This is a genomic window from Novosphingobium sp. G106 (genome assembly GCF_019075875.1).
Taxonomy (GTDB): domain Bacteria; phylum Pseudomonadota; class Alphaproteobacteria; order Sphingomonadales; family Sphingomonadaceae; genus Novosphingobium.
In genome coordinates, this window is record NZ_JAHOOZ010000001.1 from 3,848,556 (window position 1) to 3,864,542 (window position 15,987).

At 63.3% G+C, this 15,987-nt stretch carries 15 protein-coding genes; 6 read left to right on the forward strand and 9 right to left on the reverse strand.

What is annotated here, in order from left to right; genetic code table 11:
* Positions 1–170: 170 nt before the first annotated feature.
* Entirely contained in the window at positions 171–2,081 is a 1,911-nt protein-coding gene (locus KRR38_RS18320) for a right-handed parallel beta-helix repeat-containing protein (protein ID WP_217404273.1), read from the reverse strand.
* 407 nt (positions 2,082–2,488) lie between these two features.
* On the opposite strand from KRR38_RS18320, the gene KRR38_RS18325 reads away from it, so the two are divergent.
* Both KRR38_RS18325 and KRR38_RS18330 read left to right on the forward strand, forming a co-directional pair.
* On the forward strand, positions 2,489–2,728 hold the full coding sequence (locus tag KRR38_RS18325; RefSeq protein WP_217404275.1) for an XrtV sorting system accessory protein: 240 nt from the start codon (positions 2,489–2,491) through the stop codon (positions 2,726–2,728).
* A 180-nt stretch (positions 2,729–2,908) separates the two neighbouring features.
* The gene (locus KRR38_RS18330) at positions 2,909–4,057 is read left to right on the forward strand and encodes an ATP-binding protein (protein ID WP_217404277.1); all 1,149 of its coding nucleotides are present in this window, start codon (positions 2,909–2,911) and stop codon (positions 4,055–4,057) included.
* Positions 4,058–4,091: 34 nt separating this feature from the next.
* Here KRR38_RS18330 and epsI read toward each other — a convergent pair whose 3' ends face one another.
* From epsI to KRR38_RS18365, 7 genes are all read right to left on the reverse strand, one after another.
* Positions 4,092–4,775 (reverse strand): exosortase-associated protein EpsI, V-type, encoded by a 684-nt coding sequence (epsI, locus tag KRR38_RS18335; RefSeq protein WP_217404279.1) that lies wholly within the window; start codon positions 4,773–4,775, stop codon positions 4,092–4,094.
* Positions 4,772–5,596, reverse strand: a complete 825-nt coding sequence (gene xrtV, locus KRR38_RS18340; protein WP_217404281.1) for an exosortase V — start codon at positions 5,594–5,596, stop codon at positions 4,772–4,774. The genes epsI and xrtV overlap by 4 nt, the downstream gene beginning before the upstream one ends.
* Positions 5,597–5,636: 40 nt before the next feature.
* Entirely contained in the window at positions 5,637–6,353 is a 717-nt protein-coding gene (locus tag KRR38_RS18345) for a CpsD/CapB family tyrosine-protein kinase (protein WP_217404283.1), read from the reverse strand.
* Positions 6,353–7,669, reverse strand: coding sequence for a chain length determinant protein (locus KRR38_RS18350; RefSeq protein ID WP_217404285.1), 1,317 nt, complete (start codon positions 7,667–7,669; stop codon positions 6,353–6,355). The genes KRR38_RS18345 and KRR38_RS18350 overlap by 1 nt, the downstream gene beginning before the upstream one ends.
* 24 nt (positions 7,670–7,693) lie before the next feature.
* Positions 7,694–8,539, reverse strand: coding sequence for a polysaccharide biosynthesis/export family protein (locus KRR38_RS18355; RefSeq protein ID WP_309141080.1), 846 nt, complete (start codon positions 8,537–8,539; stop codon positions 7,694–7,696).
* Positions 8,540–8,582: 43 nt separating this feature from the next.
* Positions 8,583–9,812 carry a porin gene (locus KRR38_RS18360; RefSeq protein ID WP_217404290.1) on the reverse strand — a complete coding sequence of 410 codons (1,230 nt, stop codon included), beginning with the start codon at positions 9,810–9,812 and terminating at the stop codon, positions 8,583–8,585.
* A 202-nt stretch (positions 9,813–10,014) separates the two neighbouring features.
* Complete coding sequence (locus KRR38_RS18365) at positions 10,015–10,884, reverse strand: peptidyl-prolyl cis-trans isomerase (RefSeq protein WP_217404292.1); 870 nt, start codon at positions 10,882–10,884, stop codon at positions 10,015–10,017.
* 322 nt (positions 10,885–11,206) lie between these two features.
* Here KRR38_RS18365 and KRR38_RS18370 point away from each other — a divergent pair, with 322 nt between their 5' ends.
* Both KRR38_RS18370 and KRR38_RS18375 read left to right on the forward strand, forming a co-directional pair.
* The gene (locus KRR38_RS18370; RefSeq protein ID WP_217404293.1) at positions 11,207–12,472 is read left to right on the forward strand and encodes a nucleotide sugar dehydrogenase; all 1,266 of its coding nucleotides are present in this window, start codon (positions 11,207–11,209) and stop codon (positions 12,470–12,472) included.
* Positions 12,469–13,716 (forward strand): glycosyltransferase family 4 protein, encoded by a 1,248-nt coding sequence (locus KRR38_RS18375; protein WP_254514864.1) that lies wholly within the window; start codon positions 12,469–12,471, stop codon positions 13,714–13,716. Before KRR38_RS18370 ends, KRR38_RS18375 begins: the two co-directional genes overlap by 4 nt.
* Before the next feature lie 20 nt (positions 13,717–13,736).
* Here KRR38_RS18375 and KRR38_RS18380 read toward each other — a convergent pair whose 3' ends face one another.
* The gene (locus tag KRR38_RS18380) at positions 13,737–14,495 is read right to left on the reverse strand and encodes an FkbM family methyltransferase (RefSeq protein ID WP_309141081.1); all 759 of its coding nucleotides are present in this window, start codon (positions 14,493–14,495) and stop codon (positions 13,737–13,739) included.
* A 314-nt stretch (positions 14,496–14,809) separates the two neighbouring features.
* Between KRR38_RS18380 and KRR38_RS18385 the strand changes: the two genes are divergently transcribed.
* On the forward strand, positions 14,810–15,436 hold the full coding sequence (locus KRR38_RS18385; protein WP_217404295.1) for a PEPxxWA-CTERM sorting domain-containing protein: 627 nt from the start codon (positions 14,810–14,812) through the stop codon (positions 15,434–15,436).
* A gap of 179 nt (positions 15,437–15,615) precedes the next feature.
* A complete protein-coding gene (locus KRR38_RS18390; RefSeq protein ID WP_217404297.1) occupies positions 15,616–15,981 on the forward strand; it encodes a hypothetical protein in 366 nt (121 codons plus the stop codon).
* The last annotated feature ends 6 nt before the right edge of the window (positions 15,982–15,987 follow it).

The window sequence follows — 15,987 nt, forward strand, 5'->3', positions numbered from 1 at the left end:
TTCGCCAGGCGCCGGTCGGAAGGCATGCGGCGTGGATATGCGCTGGCGGAGGTCAATGCAACCGTTCGGGGTGCTCGAAATGCCGGCCAAAAAGCCAGCGGCCGGCCCCGTCGATTCTCCCGAACCGCTGAAGCCGGCCGCTTTTAGCCGCCAAGCGCTGTCGCGCGAAATTAAAGGTAGAAGTTGCTCGCCGCGAGCGAGGTGACGTTGTGGACGTAGATCTGGAAGTCCGCCACGCCATCGCCGTTGACATCGCCCGCGACCATGACGCCGTCACCATAGCTCTTGGCCTGCAGTTCGCCGGCGACGTTGTGGAAAGACTGAGTGCCGATGAACTTGAAGGCGTCGTCGCCCGGCGTCTTCGTATTGGCATCGATCATGTTCAGGCCAATGATGTCCTTGCCCTTTTCGAAGCCGAAGATCTCATCCTTGTCGTGAGCGACCACCGACTCGTTGCGGAAGATGAAGATGTCCTTGCCGGCGCCACCGTTCATGATGTCGTTCCCGGTGCCACCCTCGAGCGTGTCGTTTCCGGCGCCGCCATAAAGGATATCGTCCCCGGTGCCGCCGGTCAGGACATCGTTGCCATCCTCGCCATAGAGCGTGTCGTTGCCGTCATCGCCCTTCAGCGTGTCGTTGCCACGGCCGCCGTACAGCACGTCGTTCCCGGCCAGGCCCTGCATCCAGTCGTTTCCGTCCAGACCGTACAGCGTATTGTGAAGTTCGTTCCCGGAAATCGAGTTATCCAGCGCGTTGCCGGTGCCGGTCAGCGCCGTACCCTTGAGGAACAACTCCTCGACATTGGCGCCAAGCGTATAGTTGATCATCGAGAAGACCGAGTCATAGCCCTGGCCGGAACCCTCCACGACTTTGTCGCCGGTGCCATAGACCTGGTAGTAATCGTCGCCCTTGCCGCCATACATCTGGCTGTCGGTGCCATTGCCCAGCAGGATGTCGTTCCCTCCCAGGCCGTAGAGGATCGAAGCTGTCGAAACGGCACGAAGCGTTTCGGCACCTTCGGTTCCTGTGAACGTCTGCGGACCGACTGGCGTCGGAGTGGGTGTCGGCGTCGGGGTGGGTGTAGGAGTCGGCGTGGGCGTGGGCGTGGGTGTAGGAGTCGGGGTCGGTGTAGGAGTCGGGGTCGGTGTAGGCGTCTCAATAGGCGCCACGACCTCGATCGAACTCGGCGCATCGACCGGCTTGGCAGGCGTGGAATCGAACACCAACGTCGAGGTCGGCAGGCCGAGGTCCGTCAGGAAAGTGGTGGTACTATCGAAGGCGCCGGGCATTTCATGCTGGCCGAGCCAGGCCGTCAGAAGCGCGTCACCGCCGTCCTTAGGATAGCCGACGGTCGAGTTCCCCGTCGGAACGCTGCTGGTGAAGCCGACATAGGCGGTCGCGGTGTTGCCGGTGACCGCCACGGTCGAGGCATTGACCATGCGGATCCAGCTATCCATGTCCGGCAGGCCGGCCACCGTGTTGTTGGTGATCGATCCGCTCGCGACCCCGGCGATCATGATCGAGTTGTACATCCCACCGAGAACCATGTTGTCGGAGATGTTCACGTTGACCATCGGCACGCCGACTTCGTCGGTGACGAAGATGCCCTGCGAAATGCCGCCATCACCGCGGGTGATGAGGTTGCCCGAGATCGCGATGTCGTGATCGGCGACGGTCTTGTTCGAGGTCCAGATCTGGATGGCGTCGGGATGGTCGCCCGTCGCCGGATGGAAGTCGGTGAAGAAGTTGTCCTTGAAGGCCAGGTTCGAGCTGGCCGAGCTCTGGATGCCGTCGGACTGCAGATCGTGGAAATAGCTGTCCGCGACAGCGACGCCGTTGCTGTTGAGCACGAAGGCGCCGTTGGAGAGATCGTGGAACTCGCTGTTAGTCACGTTAACCGAAGAGCTGTCCCGGACCGACAGGCCGTACTGTGCCGTGCCGCCGGCCTGCCCGCTGAACTCGACGTGATCGAAGGAGATCAGTGACGATTTGGTAACCAAGGCGCCGCCCGCCGCAGCGGTCATCGCGACGTTCGAAAAGCTCAGATTGCTGCTCTGGTCCACTTTGAGGTCGGTGAACACGGCAGGCTTCGTCGCGTCGGCAGATGTGATTGAAACGGCACCAGAAAAATTGATCCCGCTCAGCGCAACACCAGAATAGGTGCCACCAGCAAGCTGAATTTCGTCACCCGCGCGGGCCGACGAAAGCGCGGTGTACAACTGCGCGGTCGTCGAGACCTGAAAAAATGCTCATGAAAACCCCGATCCAATCCTTGAATGGGGCGTTTATGCATTTGAAACCTTAAGGCGGTCCGTTTGTCGATGGTAAACCCATGGTAAGGTTTTCTCGTTAGGCAGAGGGCAAAGCCAGGTCGCTGTCACCGCTATTCTTCAACAGGGGAATGGGGCGGACAGTGCTGGCATTTGAAACGACAGGACCTTAGAGGCAGAGAGCACGGTGCATCTCGGGTTCTCGACGCGGGGCGATAATGGAAACGATCTTCGACTGGCTGACAGTCCTGACCTTCGCCGGCCTCGCCGTGCTGTACCTGCAGCGCTCGGCGCTGGCCGAGCCGACGGACCACATCTGGCAGTATCTCCCACCCGCAATCGGCTGCGCGATGGTCAACTACGCTGGTAACGAAGGCTACACCATACCGGCGGCACTCGGGCTGGTGATGGTGCTGGCTTACATCTATTATGTCCTGAAACCACGGCTGGGCGGCTGAAATCGCGTCCCTGACGCGTCGGCTGGCCCGTGACTTTTTTGCTATGAATGGAGAAACATGAACTGGTCCTCCTGGCTAGGGTCGTTGCTACGCCCCCCCTCTCGCAAAAGAAGAAAGTCGCGATCGGCAGCCCACTCCGTCCCGGTTCCCAAGCTGCTGCGCAATCGCGTCAACTCGACCGTGCCGCGCTTCAGTGGCGCCGCGAGCGAGCCCGATGTGAACGCCCATTCGCAGAACGTGCCGAAGGCCTCGCGGATGAGCCTGGCTTTCACGCCCGCTCAGCCGGTGTCCGACCTGCGCCAGTTCGCCGGCCGCGGCGAACTGCTGCGGAGCCTGATTCGAGCAATCGAGGATCGCCGCATGCATGTCGTGCTCTACGGCGACCGCGGCATCGGCAAGACCTCGCTGCTCCACATCCTGACGCTGCTCGCCCGCGAAGCGCGCTATCTGGTCCGCTACACGTCCTGCAGCGAGGACAGCGAGTTCGACGAGGTGTTCCGCTCGGCCGCCGCCGACATCCCGCTGCTGTTCCACCGCGAATATGATCCGACCTCGATCGAGGCCGAACAAGGCCGCAGCCTAGCCGACACCTTCGGCGACAGGCCGCTTACCCCGGCCAGCCTGAGCGAGGCGTTGGCGAAGATTGCAGGCACGCGGATCCTGCTGATCCTCGACGAGTTCGACCGCGCCCAGTCCCCGAGTTTCCGGAAATCGGTCGCCGATCTCATCAAGAACCTCTCGGACCGCTCGGCCCGGGTCCAGGTCGTCATCGGCGGCGTCGCGGCGAACCTGACCGAGCTCATCGAACACATTCCCTCGATTCGGCGCAACGTCCTCGGCATGTCGGTCGGGCCGATGAGCGATGAGGAAATTCTTCAGATCGTCGCCAACGCGCAGGCCATCGGCCAGGTCACCTTCGACCAGCAGGCGACGTCCGATCTCCTCGTCATCGGCAACGGATCGCCTTACCTGGTGAACCTGATCGGCCAGCAAGCAGGGGGCATCGCGCTCGCCCGCGGCACCAGCCTCGTCTCGGCCGCCGATATCGACGTGGCCACCGGCGATATCGAAAGCGAGTTCCGGGAGCGGCTGAGCGTTGCGGCCGCAGAGCAGTTGGCGGCGCTGGAAAAGAGCATGCCGTCCGATCTGCTGCGCTCGCTGGGACGCTATTCGCAGCATCATTTCGGCCAGCTTCTGCCCGAACACAACACCGCGGTCGCCGCGGCGCTCAAGGCCAAGGGCGACAAGGCCTGGTGGACCGACGCTGGCGAGTTCCGTTTTGCCGACGACACGATTCCGGTCGTCCTGGGCCTGTCGAACCGCAAATGACCGGTAGTTCGCGTAGGGGAGCGCTTGCGCGCCCCTACGCGTAGTTCTGTCCGAGAAGCCCGAGACGACCCGCCGGCCGAAGCGCGGCGATCAATTCGCTCAGAAAGAGCACCAGATTGTCGAACTGCGGCGTCTCGCCCTGGCGCACCGCCGATGAGCGGAACAGGATGCCGTCTCCGATGTACCCCGCCAGCGCCGCTTCGAAGCGCTGGGTACGCTGCTCGCTCAGGGTGCGCGGAAGCGCGTTGCCCATGCGGGTCCAGTAGACGATGTCCTCGATACGAGAACCCGACTTCGCGGTCAGCGCCACAGCAGGCACCGTCTTGCCGGCCCCCGCGGGGATATCCACGAGACGCCGATCGACGATCTCGAAGCCGATCGCCGGATAGCACACTTCGGGCCGGTGCAGCTGCAGCGAGTCGTTCTGCGCCGCGCCGTAGGCAGCCAGAACCATGATATCGGGCTTGTCGTCGCCGGCGTGGTGATAGGCGAGCGCCAATTGCTCGGCATAGAGCTTGGCTGCCAGCGATCCCTCGGTCCGCGGAATCACGATGTTGTCGGTCGGGCCCGAAGTCCAGCCGGCCACCATCCGAGGCACGAGGTCCTCGAGCTTCGCCCCCTTCGGCATGAGCACGAGCTTCCGGCGCGGACGGAGCCATTCGGCCGTGCCCAGCGCGGCCACGCAGCCGAGCCCGGCCATGAGATCGCGGCGGTTCATCGCGCCTCGCCTTTTCCGAGGAAGCGCGACAGAAGCACGTCGGCTCCGAAGATCAGCAGCAGCGCCAGGCCGAACAGGACCATTCCGGTCGTTCCGTGGAGGAAGCCCTGGGCGGCTTCGTTGCCGAAATGGTAGGTAATGAGGATGAGCGCCACGACCCGGAGGACATTCACCAGGATGGCGAAGGGCACAATCAGCGCCAGCAGGGTGAGCGTGTAAGCCCAGGATGCACGGCGAACCATGTAGATATAGAACAGGCTCACCGCGAGCAGGCCAATGAGCGAGTTCATGCCGGCGCATGCGTCCTCCACCAGCAGCTCGTACTGGGCGACGACGAGCGTAACGCCCTGGCGCGCCACCGGATAGCCGAGCAAGGCGGTCAGGTGTTCCGCCCAATAGCTGACCAGCAGTTGCAACGGCGCGGTCACGCGGTCCAGTACCCAGCCGGGCACCGGAATGACGAAGGCCAGGTAGAGCAGCGGGAAGACGAGCTTTTTGATCTCATCGAAGCCGAACAACCGCAGCAACATCGCGATGAAGACCAGATAGAGCGCGAAGACCTCGAGGCTGATGAAGTCGTAGGCCCGGCCGAAGATATAGATCAGGAGCGCCGGGATGAACAAGGGCAGCACCCGGCTCCACGGCATGGCATCGCGCGCGCGCGCGAAAGTCAGGCCCTCATGATAGAGCAGCCAAAGGCCGGTCGCGATGACGATGGGTCCGTGCGCGCCGGCCTCGGTCGACCAGGTCTGGCCGCCGAGACTGACGATGGTCGGAATGGTGAGCGCGAGCATGCCGGCCAGCAAGGGCCACCACGGCATTGCCTGCAAACTCCAACCTGACGAAGGCGCGGTGGCCGAATCAGTAGTCATTCAAATAGGTACCCACCACCGTCGTGCGGTCCGCCTCGAGTTCCTCGAGAAGCGTGTGGATGTCCTTGGCGAAGGTCCGCTGGCGCAGGGCGACGACCATGGCGTAGCGCGCGACCGAGGCGATGCGCCGGGCGTCGGCGTAGCGGTTGGTCGCGGGCGTATCGACGATCGTCAGATCGTAGTCGCGCATGCACGATCCGATCAGCGACTTGAAATTGTTGCCGCCGATCTGGTCGGGCACGGTCGGATCGGGATGGCCGGCATAAATCACCGACAGGCAAGGCTGGATGGCATTGACCACCTGGCCCGCCGGCAAGGTGTCGTCACGCAGGCATTCGCTGAGGCCGCTTACCGGGGCCACCGGCTGAATGTACTCGTGAATGCCCGGGCTGCGGAGATTGGCGTCGACCAGCAGAGTGTTGACGCCGATCTGGGCCATACCCACCGCCAGGTTCGCCGCGAGAAAGCTGCAGCCGGTACCGTCGGAAGGCGAGCAGATCGCCAGCGACCGGCGCCCTTCCTGCAAATGGTTCGTCAGCAGGACCGTCCGCAGCGAGCGCAGCGATTCCGCCATCAGCGAGTCCGGGTCGGTCACCAGGGTCAGCTTGCTGCCGAAGATGAAGCCCGAGGCGGGCGTGTCGGCCGCCTGGTTCGATCCGTCGAAACCACCGGGGGGCGAAAACTCGGAGGAAGTCAAATCGTCCATCACGCCTGCTCCGCTCCCGGCCGGCTAGTCAGGAACGGAAACCGTTCCAGCAGAGCCCTACGCTTTTTCGCCGCATCCGTAGTCGTCATCATCCCGAGGACGGGCACCTTGTGGTAACGCAGATCTTCCATCCCGCGGACGCGGCGGCTGATCAGTTCGGCGATGAGCGACACCAGGATGCCGAGCGCAGCACCCAGGGCGAACGAACCGAAAATGAGCAGCGGCCATTTGGGAAAGTCCGGCGATTCCGGCGCCACGGCGTTGCCGAGCATCGTGAAGCCCATGTCGCTGGCCTGACTCTGCTGCTGCAGTTCGGCCATGCGCACAGCAGCTTTCTGGTACTGGTCGCGCAGAACCGAAACGTCCGTCGCCAGTTGCCGCGCCTCATCCACCTTGCCGCGCTGCGCAAGCACCTTGGCCTGCTGGGCGCCATAGATCGCGGCGATGTTGGGACCGGCCGACATCGTGACGGCTGCGGCACGACCCGAGGCCGCGATGGCGTCGCGCTGACGCCGCATGTTGAGAAGGTCAGGATTGTTCGGACCGAGCACCCTTTCCGCACTGGCGATGGCAGCATCGGCCTGGGCAAGCTGCCCTGCAACCGGATTGGCCGGGGCTATCATGGGTGCCGATACTGAGGGGCCCGCACCGGCCAGGGCGGCAAGGCGCAGGCTTTCCTGATCATTGTTCTGGGAATCGAGCAAGACCCCGTTGGCCGTCTCGAAATCCGTTTTCCGCTTTTCCGCAGTGCGAAGCTGATCGCGCAATTGCTCGGTCTGCTTGCGGAAGAAGTCCGCGTTGCTGACGGCATCCTCGCGCTTGAACGCTACTGCCTGGTCGACATAGGCGCGCCGGACCGCGTCGGCCACTTGCGCCGATTGCTCGGGCGTCGAACCGATATACTGGATCTCGAGGATGTTGCTGCCTTCGATCAGGCGGGCATCGGTGCCGTCGATCACGCGCTGCGCCACCCAGCGGCGGAAATCACGCGTATCGTCTGCCGACCGGTGGGCATAGGCTGCAGCCATCTGAGGCGACGACGTCCATCCCAGCATGTCGGCAACCCGGCCGGCAATGCGATAGTCCTTGATCAGTTCGATCTGGGTGCCGACGTAGGCTCGCGCGAAAGTCGACGAGATCATCTCGCCCGTGACCGGATCGGGCTTGACGATATCGAGCATTACCCGCGAATTCGCCTTGTAGCGCGCTGGCAGCATCGTTCCGACCAGGACGGCCGCCACGATGCAGCTCAGCATGGCGATGACGAGGATGATCCGCCTGGCCCAGAGGATGCGGAGGAACTGAATGGGACTCATGATATGTATCCTTGACGGCGTACTTTAGAAGAAACGCTCTCCGACAAAGATCGTGTCGTTTTCAGTAAGCGGCATGTCCATCGTCGCCTTGACCTTCTGGCCATTGCGATAGACCGAGATCTTGCCGGCCGAACCACGCTGGGTCAGACCGCCGCTGCGCGCGAGCGCCATGCGGATCGTCATGCCGCGCTCGACCTTGTAGGCGCCCGGCGCGCCGACCTGGCCATAGACGTAGAAGATCGGCGCAGCCGCCAGAAACAGCTTGTCGCCGGGCTGAACGTAAGGGTCTTCGGCAGCGCCGCCGCGTGCGACGTCGGTCACCGGCAGGCGGAATTCCTTGCCGTCCGCGCGGCGCAGCAGGATGTCGTCGGCCGCCGAAGGCTTGGCGCCGCCGGCGCGGGCCAGAATCTCGGACACGCGATAGACCCGATCCACTGGGACCAAGCCGGGGTTGCCGAACTCGCCCAGCACGGTCACGTAGCGGCTGGCATAGCTGACTACGGCCACATTGACGACGGGATCGGTATAGAAGCCGCCATCGCGCAGCAGCTTGTTCACCTGCTCGCGGAACTGGATCACGGTGAGGTTGGCCGCCTTGACCGAATGCAGGTAGGGCAGCTGGATCGTGCCGTCGACCTGGACCTGGACGCGCGGGTGAAATTCCTCGCGGCCGAGGACGCTCACCTCGACGACGTCGCCGGCGCCGAGGACATAGCCGTCGTCCGTAGCAGCGGCCGCCGGGGCGGGCGCCGCAGGGGTTGCGGCAGGCGCCGCAACCGGCGCAACCGGGGACGCGCGATTGATCGGGCGCGCAGCGGACTGAGCGGCGGCCGGAACGACACCGAGGATGAGCGCCAGGAGAGCACCCACCAAAGCAAACGATCGTGAAAGGCTTCTAGTCATGCTGCACCTATTAAGCACCCAACGTGAACCGGGTGTTCACTGCGACGAAGGTATTGCGATAGTCGTAAAAGGTTCCATTTGCGTTGCGACGCTCATGTCCGACTTCGAGGCCGACGCTCAGCCGCTGGTTTGGCGTGAAATCGAAGCGACCTGAAATCCGGTTGACGCTGTCGTTGGTCAACGGCGGGCCGAACACGGGCAAGGCCCCGCGGAAGGAGCGTTCGTTCCGGGCGAAAGAGAGGCCTGCCGAAGTCCTCGGGCCAAGCTGGTAGGTCCCGGAAAGCCCCCAGTCCCGATTGCGCGAATAGAGTGCATTGTTGTTCAACGAGGGATCGATCTGCTGCGACAGGTTGGCTCGCAATTGCAGATTGGTGGTCGGGACCATGGTAAGGCCCAGGCTCCAGGACATGCCGCTATAGGAGGGCGCCAGGTTGCTCTCCGGCTTGACGTGGCTGAACGCGATGAAGCCATCCGCCGTCAGCACCGCTCCGATGTTGCGCGACGTGGCCAGCTTAAGCTGGTCCAAGCGATAGCCCGAAAGCCCGACCAGCAAGTTGCGGTTGGGGTACTTCAGCGTTGTCCGCTCGACCGAAACGTCGAAATTTCCGATCACGGGATTGCTGTAGCTCAGGCCGCCGCCGACGGTCTCGCCGCGATAGTTATCGAGCTTGCGCACCGCGTTGCTGTTGTTGCCCCAGGTGCGCTCATAATAGACGAGCGGCCGAATCCCCAACGCGTTGCCGCAGCGCAATTCGCCCCGATAGGTTTGCGTCGTCTCGATATTGCGGACGCTGCCGATGCCCGGAAGATTGACGACGGAGAGATCGTAAAGATTGCTCTGCTGACGATTGACGTGCGGCCTCAGGCCCACCTGGCAGAACCCGACGTCGAATTCCGCATCGGCGCCGAACGAGATTCGCTCGGCATTGAGGTCGGTATTGCGGCGGTAGAAATCGTAGCCCAGAAAGCCATCGACGGAGACGCTGTTACGCCCGAAGGGCCGTGTCAGCCTTATCGCCGTACCGATGCTCAAGCGGTCGTCGGAGGCGCTCAGGCCAGGCGTGCCGCCCGCAGCGATGTTGCTGTCGTGGCGCACTTGTGCGGTGAACGACAGTTCAGTGGTCGGCCCTGACACCGTCTGTGCGCAGGCCGGGGCACTTGCAGCACCCGCCAACAGCAGCCCGAGCAGGGTAGTCCTGCGTCGATAATCGTCAGCAATTAGCCATTGGTTGGTCGCCATGTCGTTCCCGTTACTGCAAATTTGCCCCTGACCCAAGCGTCCCGGGCCCCTGCCCAGCCTGGATCACCCCCTCGTCTCGCGATGAAACATTTGCCCGCCAAAAGATGAATGCACGCGCAACCGCGTCGCTAGAGCCCGGCTCACGGTCGGGCTCCCGCACTTGCGGCGTCTGGTCCATTCCCTCCCTCGGCCCACACCTCGCTCAGTTCGTCTTTCCGGGCGCAGCCGGTTGCGGCTGAGCCTGAGGCGCCTTCTTGGCCTGATAGTCCGCATTGATGTGGACCTTCGACTGACCAGCCTTGACGATTTCTTCCATGGCCTGGCGAACCTGCGTGGCGCCGCGCTGCTGCATCAGCAGAAGCCGCGCGATCCGCTGCGACTCCTCGCCGGCAAGCGGCTCTATCCGCGTGCTGGTGATCCGCGCCACCTGAACCCCGCTGCCGTTCGGCAGGGCGAGGATCTCGTCGACACCCATGCTGGCGACCTTGGTCGCGACATCGGGATTAAGGTTCAAGGTGTCCAGGACGGCAGCCGAACGCACGAACTGAACCTTGTTGTTGTTCAATAGGGCCTCGATCTCCGGCATGGTCTTCAGCGGTTCCATCTGCTTGACCACCTTCATGTCGATCTTCGGGACCAACAGCTGATCGACCGAGATCAGGCGGCGCTGCGAGAAGGTAGCCGGATGCGAGCTGACGAAATCCTTGACCTCATCGTCCGAAACCTTCGGCACGCCGCTGGCAATGTTCATCTGCAGCAGCTGGACCATGGCCTGTTCTTCGGCGCGGGCGCGGAACATGGCGGCGAGCGGCGACTTGTCGAGTTCGCGCCGCTTGGCCTCGGCAACCAGCAGCTTGCGCGCGACGAGACCCTGGAGGGCGGCGCTCTGTGCCGCTGCAGCGAGATTGGGGTCGCTCGGCGCACTCTGCAATTCCATGCGCAGCTCGGAAGCGGTGATTTCCTTGCCGTCGACCGTCGCGACGACCTGGCCCTTCGGCGCCTGCTTGTCCTCCCCCTTGCCGCAGGAAGCAAGCGCAAGGCCCAGCACCAGCAGCGAAATACCTCGTTTCATAGGCTTAGTCCCCATTACCCTCATGCCCGGCCCTCAGCCTGCCGGTGAACCCTACCGCTACACAATTGCGTCCGCCGACGATAGAGAGAACCTAATTTCATGCGCCGGCCCCCAAATCGGGACATGGCCGGCTGGAACCCGCCCGGTAACGCATCGTTTGGACAAGTGGCCTATGGGGGTCGTGGGTGCCGATTGACTTGCCGCGGCGCAGCGAAGATGAACGGATCGAGAGATCGGCGCGCCTCGCTGCGCTCGCTCATGCGGTTCGACTTCTGTGGCGCGGCATCGTCGGGTTAGCGCTTCATATTCAGGCGGAGCAGCAGTGAAGATAGTTATTTTCGGTTTGGGCTACGTCGGCTGCACCGCAGCCGCCTGCATCGCCAGCCAGGGACACAGCGTCGTCGGCATCGATGTCAGCGCCAAGAAGGTCGAGACGATCAAGGCCGGGCTCTCGCCGATCCGCGAACCGGGGATCGACGAGCTTCTGGCCGCAGCGCATGCCGAAGGCCGCCTCGACGCTGCCACCGAGGTCGGCAGCCACCTCGACGAAGCCGATATCGCGATCGTCTGCGTGGGCACGCCGAGCGGCGCCGACGGCGCCCACAACATGAGCTTCATCGCGCAGGTCACGCGCTCGATCGCCAGCGCCCTGAAGCCGGACCGCGCGACGCCGCTAACCGTCGCCTACCGCTCGACCATGCGGCCAGGCACGACGCAGCTGATGATCGAGCCGATTTTCCGCTCGTTCCTGGGTGACCGCACGGATCGGGTGGTGGAGCTTGTCTACAATCCCGAATTCCTGCGCGAGGCGACCGCGATCAAGGACTATTTCCACCCGCCGAAAATCGTCATCGGCACGATGGACGGTGCGCCTTCGCCCAATATGGATCAGCTCCACACCGGCATCGAGGCGCCCGTGTTCCACGTCGGCATCCGCGAAGCGGAGATCACCAAGTTCATCGACAACAGCTGGCACGCGCTGAAAGTCGCCTTCGCCAACGAAGTCGGGCGGGTCTGCCAGAACCTCGAAATCTCGGCGCGGCAGGTTCACGAAATTTTCGTGTCGGACACCAAGCTGAACATCTCGGCCTATTACATGCGGCCCGGCAACGCATTCGGCGGTTCGTGCCTGCCCAAGGACGTTCGGGCCTTCCAGCACATCGCCGCCGACGTCGGCGCCAATACCCATGTCGTCGACGCACTGCTGCGCAGCAACGACGCGCACAAGCATCACCAGTTCAAGCAGGTCGTCCAGGGCCTCGAACCCGGTGCCAAGGTGCTGCTGGTCGGCCTGGCCTTCAAGGCCGAAACCGACGACCTGCGCGAAAGCCCCGCGGTCGACATGGCGCGCCGGCTGCTCGATGCCGGCTTCAATCTCGAAATCTACGACCCGTCGCTCACCAGCGACAGCCTTATCGGCCAGAACCTGGGCTACGCCTATGCCAACCTGCCGACGATCGACACCCTGCTGGTAGACAAGGCAACCGCCGAAGCGGGTGGCTATGCTCTGGTGGTTGCAACCAACAAGATTGCCCAGACGCTGGACCTGCCGGGTGCCAGGATCATCGACGTGAGCGTGATCGCATGAAGATGCCCGAGGGGCCGGTTGCCGAGCACGCGTTTCCCACGTTCATCGAGGGCCAGCCGCTGGCCGGCAAGAGCGTGCTCATCGTCGTCGAGAACCTGCCGCTGCCGTTCGATCGGCGCGTCTGGCAGGAGGCACGCACGCTGGCCGCGGCAGGCGCCACCGTGTCGGTGATCTGCCCGACCGGCAAGGGCTACGAGAAGCGCTACGAATTTCTCGAGAATGTCCACATCCATCGCCACCCGCTGCCGCTCGATGCCCAGGGTGCGCTGGGCTTCCTCGTCGAATATGGCGCCGCCCTGTTCTGGGAGACCCTGCTGGCCTGGAAGATCTATTTCAAACGCGGGCTCGACGTGATTCAGGGCTGCAATCCGCCCGATCTCATCTTCCTGGTGGCCCTGCCGTTCAAGCTGCTCGGCGTGCGCTACATCTTCGATCATCACGACATCAATCCCGAGCTCTACGAGGCGAAGTTCGGCAAGCGCGGCGCGTTCTGGAAGCTGCTGGGCTTCATGGAACGGCTCACCTTCAAGTCCGCGAAGGTCTCCATCGCCACCAATGAGAGCTACAAGCAGATCGCCATCGAGCGCGGCGGAATGAAGCCGGACGACGTCTTCGTGGTCCGGTCGGGGCCCGATCTCAGCCGGCTGAAGCAGGTGCCGCCCGAACCGAAGTGGCGCAACGGGCGCCGGTATCTCGTAGGCTACGTCGGCGTCATGGGAGACCAGGAGGGGATCGACCTGCTGGTCGACGCCGCCGCGCATATCGTCCGCGGGCTCGGCCGCGAGGATATCCAGTTCTGCCTGGTGGGCGGCGGGCCAAGCCTGGCCGACCTCAAGAAACTGGTCAGCGACCAAGGCCTCGACGACTATATCACGTTCACCGGCCGCGCGCCCGACAAGGACCTCTTCGAGGTTCTCTCGACCATGGACCTGGGCGTGAACCCCGACCGGGTCAATGCGATGAACGACAAGTCCACCATGAACAAGATCATGGAGTACATGGCGCTCGGCAAGCCGATGGTTCAGTTCGACGTCACCGAAGGTCGCTTCTCGGCGAGGGAAGCATCGCTCTATGCCAAGGCCAACGACCCGATCGACATGGCGGACAAGATCGTCGAGCTACTGGCCGACCCCGAACGATGTGCGGCGATGGGCAGCTTCGGTCGCGCCCGCGTCGAGCAGGAACTCAGCTGGAACCACCAGGTCGAGCCCCTGCTCGCGGCCTATCGCAAGGCTCTGGCCTAAGCGCCTTCCCGATCGAGGCCCTAGAAACCGATTTCCTGCCTGCGCGCGTCCGACAGGAACACGGTGTTCTTGCTCTTTGCCCAGTCGGCGGAAAGCGTCTTGCCGTCGAAATGATAGGCCTTCATGCCCATGCCGGCGAGGAGTTCGACCAGTTCCGTGCTCGGAGCTTCGACGATCATCAGAGGCTGATTGCGGCGGAACGTCTCGATGCCGCCCTTGACTACCAGCAGTTCGGCGCCCTGGACGTCGATCTTCACGACATCCGGATCGAAGCCGTAGGGATCCAGCGTGCGCACGGCCACTTTCTCCTGCTCCACGTGCAGGAGATGCGGCTTGAAATCGGCAACCCGGTCGCTGTTCAGCCACAACCTGGCCTCGTCGTAGCTTAGAGAGGCCAATCCATCGTAGACGTAGTTGCGGTACCTCGGGATGTACAAATCGAAGCTGCCGGGCTGATCCGACAGCGCGCAGTTTTCGACCTGGACCGTCGCATCGTCGCGGAAAGTCCGGTCCAGGCGGCCGAACAATCCGGAGTTTGGCTCGAAGCAGACGATCCGCTGCGGCTTTGCCACGTGCTTGAGCGCCCAGACGCTTTGCCCCCAGTTGGCCCCGATATCGAGCGCGAGGCCAACCTTCATGCGCGAAAGCAAGCGGAACTCATCGTCGATCCGCATGCCGAACAGGCGGGTCCCCAGATTGTAGGTGTTGAACTTCAGCGGCCGGAGAAAAGGAAAGTGGCTCTGGGCGTCGCGCAGGAAGGAGTACATTTTGGCTTTCACGTTCTCACCACCATTTGCCGGACCGGGCGCCAGGAACCATCGAATGCCTCCGGGGCAGTGTTCCTATACCGCGCCAATGGTTTGCAACCACCCCGCTTCCGCAGATTTCTGCGATAGCTAACGACTACGCGATAGCCCAACGATCACGCTCGATAGCAACTTCACCCAACGCTGTGCCAAATCGGAACAGGCCGTTGATTTTTGGCACTTTATCCCCAACAGGCAGTTGCACGCCCCGGCGAACATCCTTATCGGCCGTTAAGGATTTATGACAATCGCCAATGTCCAAAACTAACGAAAAGGGGCTACAACGTATGAAGAAAGCTTATCTGCTGAGCGTCGCTCTGGGCGCCTTCGCTCTTCCCTCGGCCGCGCTGGCCGTGGTCCCGATCGACGGCACCTTCACCGTCTCGCAGTACTACGGCGATTCGTTCCTCCCGGGCGGCCAGTCGAACGGCGGCCTCGAAATCGACGTCTCGCCCAGCTCGGGTTCGTTCTCGACCACCAGCGGCGCTTCGCCGATCGGCCTGTTCAACATCAGCACGCCCGAAGGCAGCGTCGAGTGGGACGATCTGATCAAGCAGAGCATCGTCGTCGACTTCCTGTTCACCAATCCGGCCGGCGCGGCTGGCAGCGTTGGCGGCCAGACCTATGCCCGCACGATCGGCATCCTCTCGGACGGCTTCGTCAAGTGGAGCCCGGTGAGCATCTTGTTCGGCTCGGGCAACAGCGGCCAGCTCGACATCACGCTCGGCGACACCAGCTTTGACGGCAGCTTCGGCACCAGCCTGGGCAACAAGCCCGGCCTGGTGAAGGCCTCGTTCAACCTCGTCAAAGCGGCGGTTCCCGAGCCCGCGACCTGGGCGATGATGATCGTCGGCATCGGCTTTGCCGGCGCGGCGATGCGCCGCCGGCAGTCGGTTTCGGTGCGCTACGCCTGATAGCGTAGACCGCCTGACCTGATACGAGACCCCGTCCGGAGCGATCCGGGCGGGGTTTTGCTTTCCGGCATCGGCAAGATGGCGCATGGCCGCGCGCAGTCAGCTTAGCGACAGGTCGCGCCCGTTACGCGCCCCTGCGCGAATCGGATGTCCGATCTGCGGGGAAGAGAAAGACCGGTATGCTCAGGGAACTCCACTTCCGGTTCTTCTTCTTCGTGCTCTGGGCCTTCGCGCTGTTCATGGCCCTGTCGCCGCGGCCACCCAAGCTGCCGATCGACGTGTTCGGCGACAAGGCCGAGCATGTTCTTGCCTTCGCAGTGCTGACCTTCTTTGCCCGGCTGGGATTTCGCGACGCGCCCGACCGGCGAATCCTCGAGCGGATGTCCTTCGCCGGGGCCATGATCGAAGTGCTGCAATCGATCCCGGCGCTGCATCGCGATTGCGACTGGCGCGACTGGATGGCCGATACCGTGGCCATCGCAGTCGTGCTGCTGATCATGCGCGCTGTCCCGTGGCGCAGCCTCGTGCCTGCAACCGCGAAGTAGGCGTCG

What these genes read in the sequence shown, in the direction of transcription:
- KRR38_RS18325 (WP_217404275.1), top strand. Translation starts at nt 2,489, where the DNA reads ATGGAAACGATCTTCGACTGGCTGACAGTCCTGACCTTCGCCGGCCTC.
- epsI (WP_217404279.1), bottom strand. Translation starts at nt 4,775, where the DNA reads ATGAACCGCCGCGATCTCATGGCCGGGCTCGGCTGCGTGGCCGCGCTG.
- xrtV (WP_217404281.1), bottom strand. Translation starts at nt 5,596, where the DNA reads ATGCCGTGGTGGCCCTTGCTGGCCGGCATGCTCGCGCTCACCATTCCG.
- KRR38_RS18345 (WP_217404283.1), bottom strand. Translation starts at nt 6,353, where the DNA reads ATGGACGATTTGACTTCCTCCGAGTTTTCGCCCCCCGGTGGTTTCGAC.
- KRR38_RS18350 (WP_217404285.1), bottom strand. Translation starts at nt 7,669, where the DNA reads ATGAGTCCCATTCAGTTCCTCCGCATCCTCTGGGCCAGGCGGATCATC.
- KRR38_RS18360 (WP_217404290.1), bottom strand. Translation starts at nt 9,812, where the DNA reads ATGGCGACCAACCAATGGCTAATTGCTGACGATTATCGACGCAGGACT.
- KRR38_RS18365 (WP_217404292.1), bottom strand. Translation starts at nt 10,884, where the DNA reads ATGAAACGAGGTATTTCGCTGCTGGTGCTGGGCCTTGCGCTTGCTTCC.
- KRR38_RS18375 (WP_254514864.1), top strand. Translation starts at nt 12,469, where the DNA reads ATGAAGATGCCCGAGGGGCCGGTTGCCGAGCACGCGTTTCCCACGTTC.
- KRR38_RS18385 (WP_217404295.1), top strand. Translation starts at nt 14,810, where the DNA reads ATGAAGAAAGCTTATCTGCTGAGCGTCGCTCTGGGCGCCTTCGCTCTT.
- KRR38_RS18390 (WP_217404297.1), top strand. Translation starts at nt 15,616, where the DNA reads ATGCTCAGGGAACTCCACTTCCGGTTCTTCTTCTTCGTGCTCTGGGCC.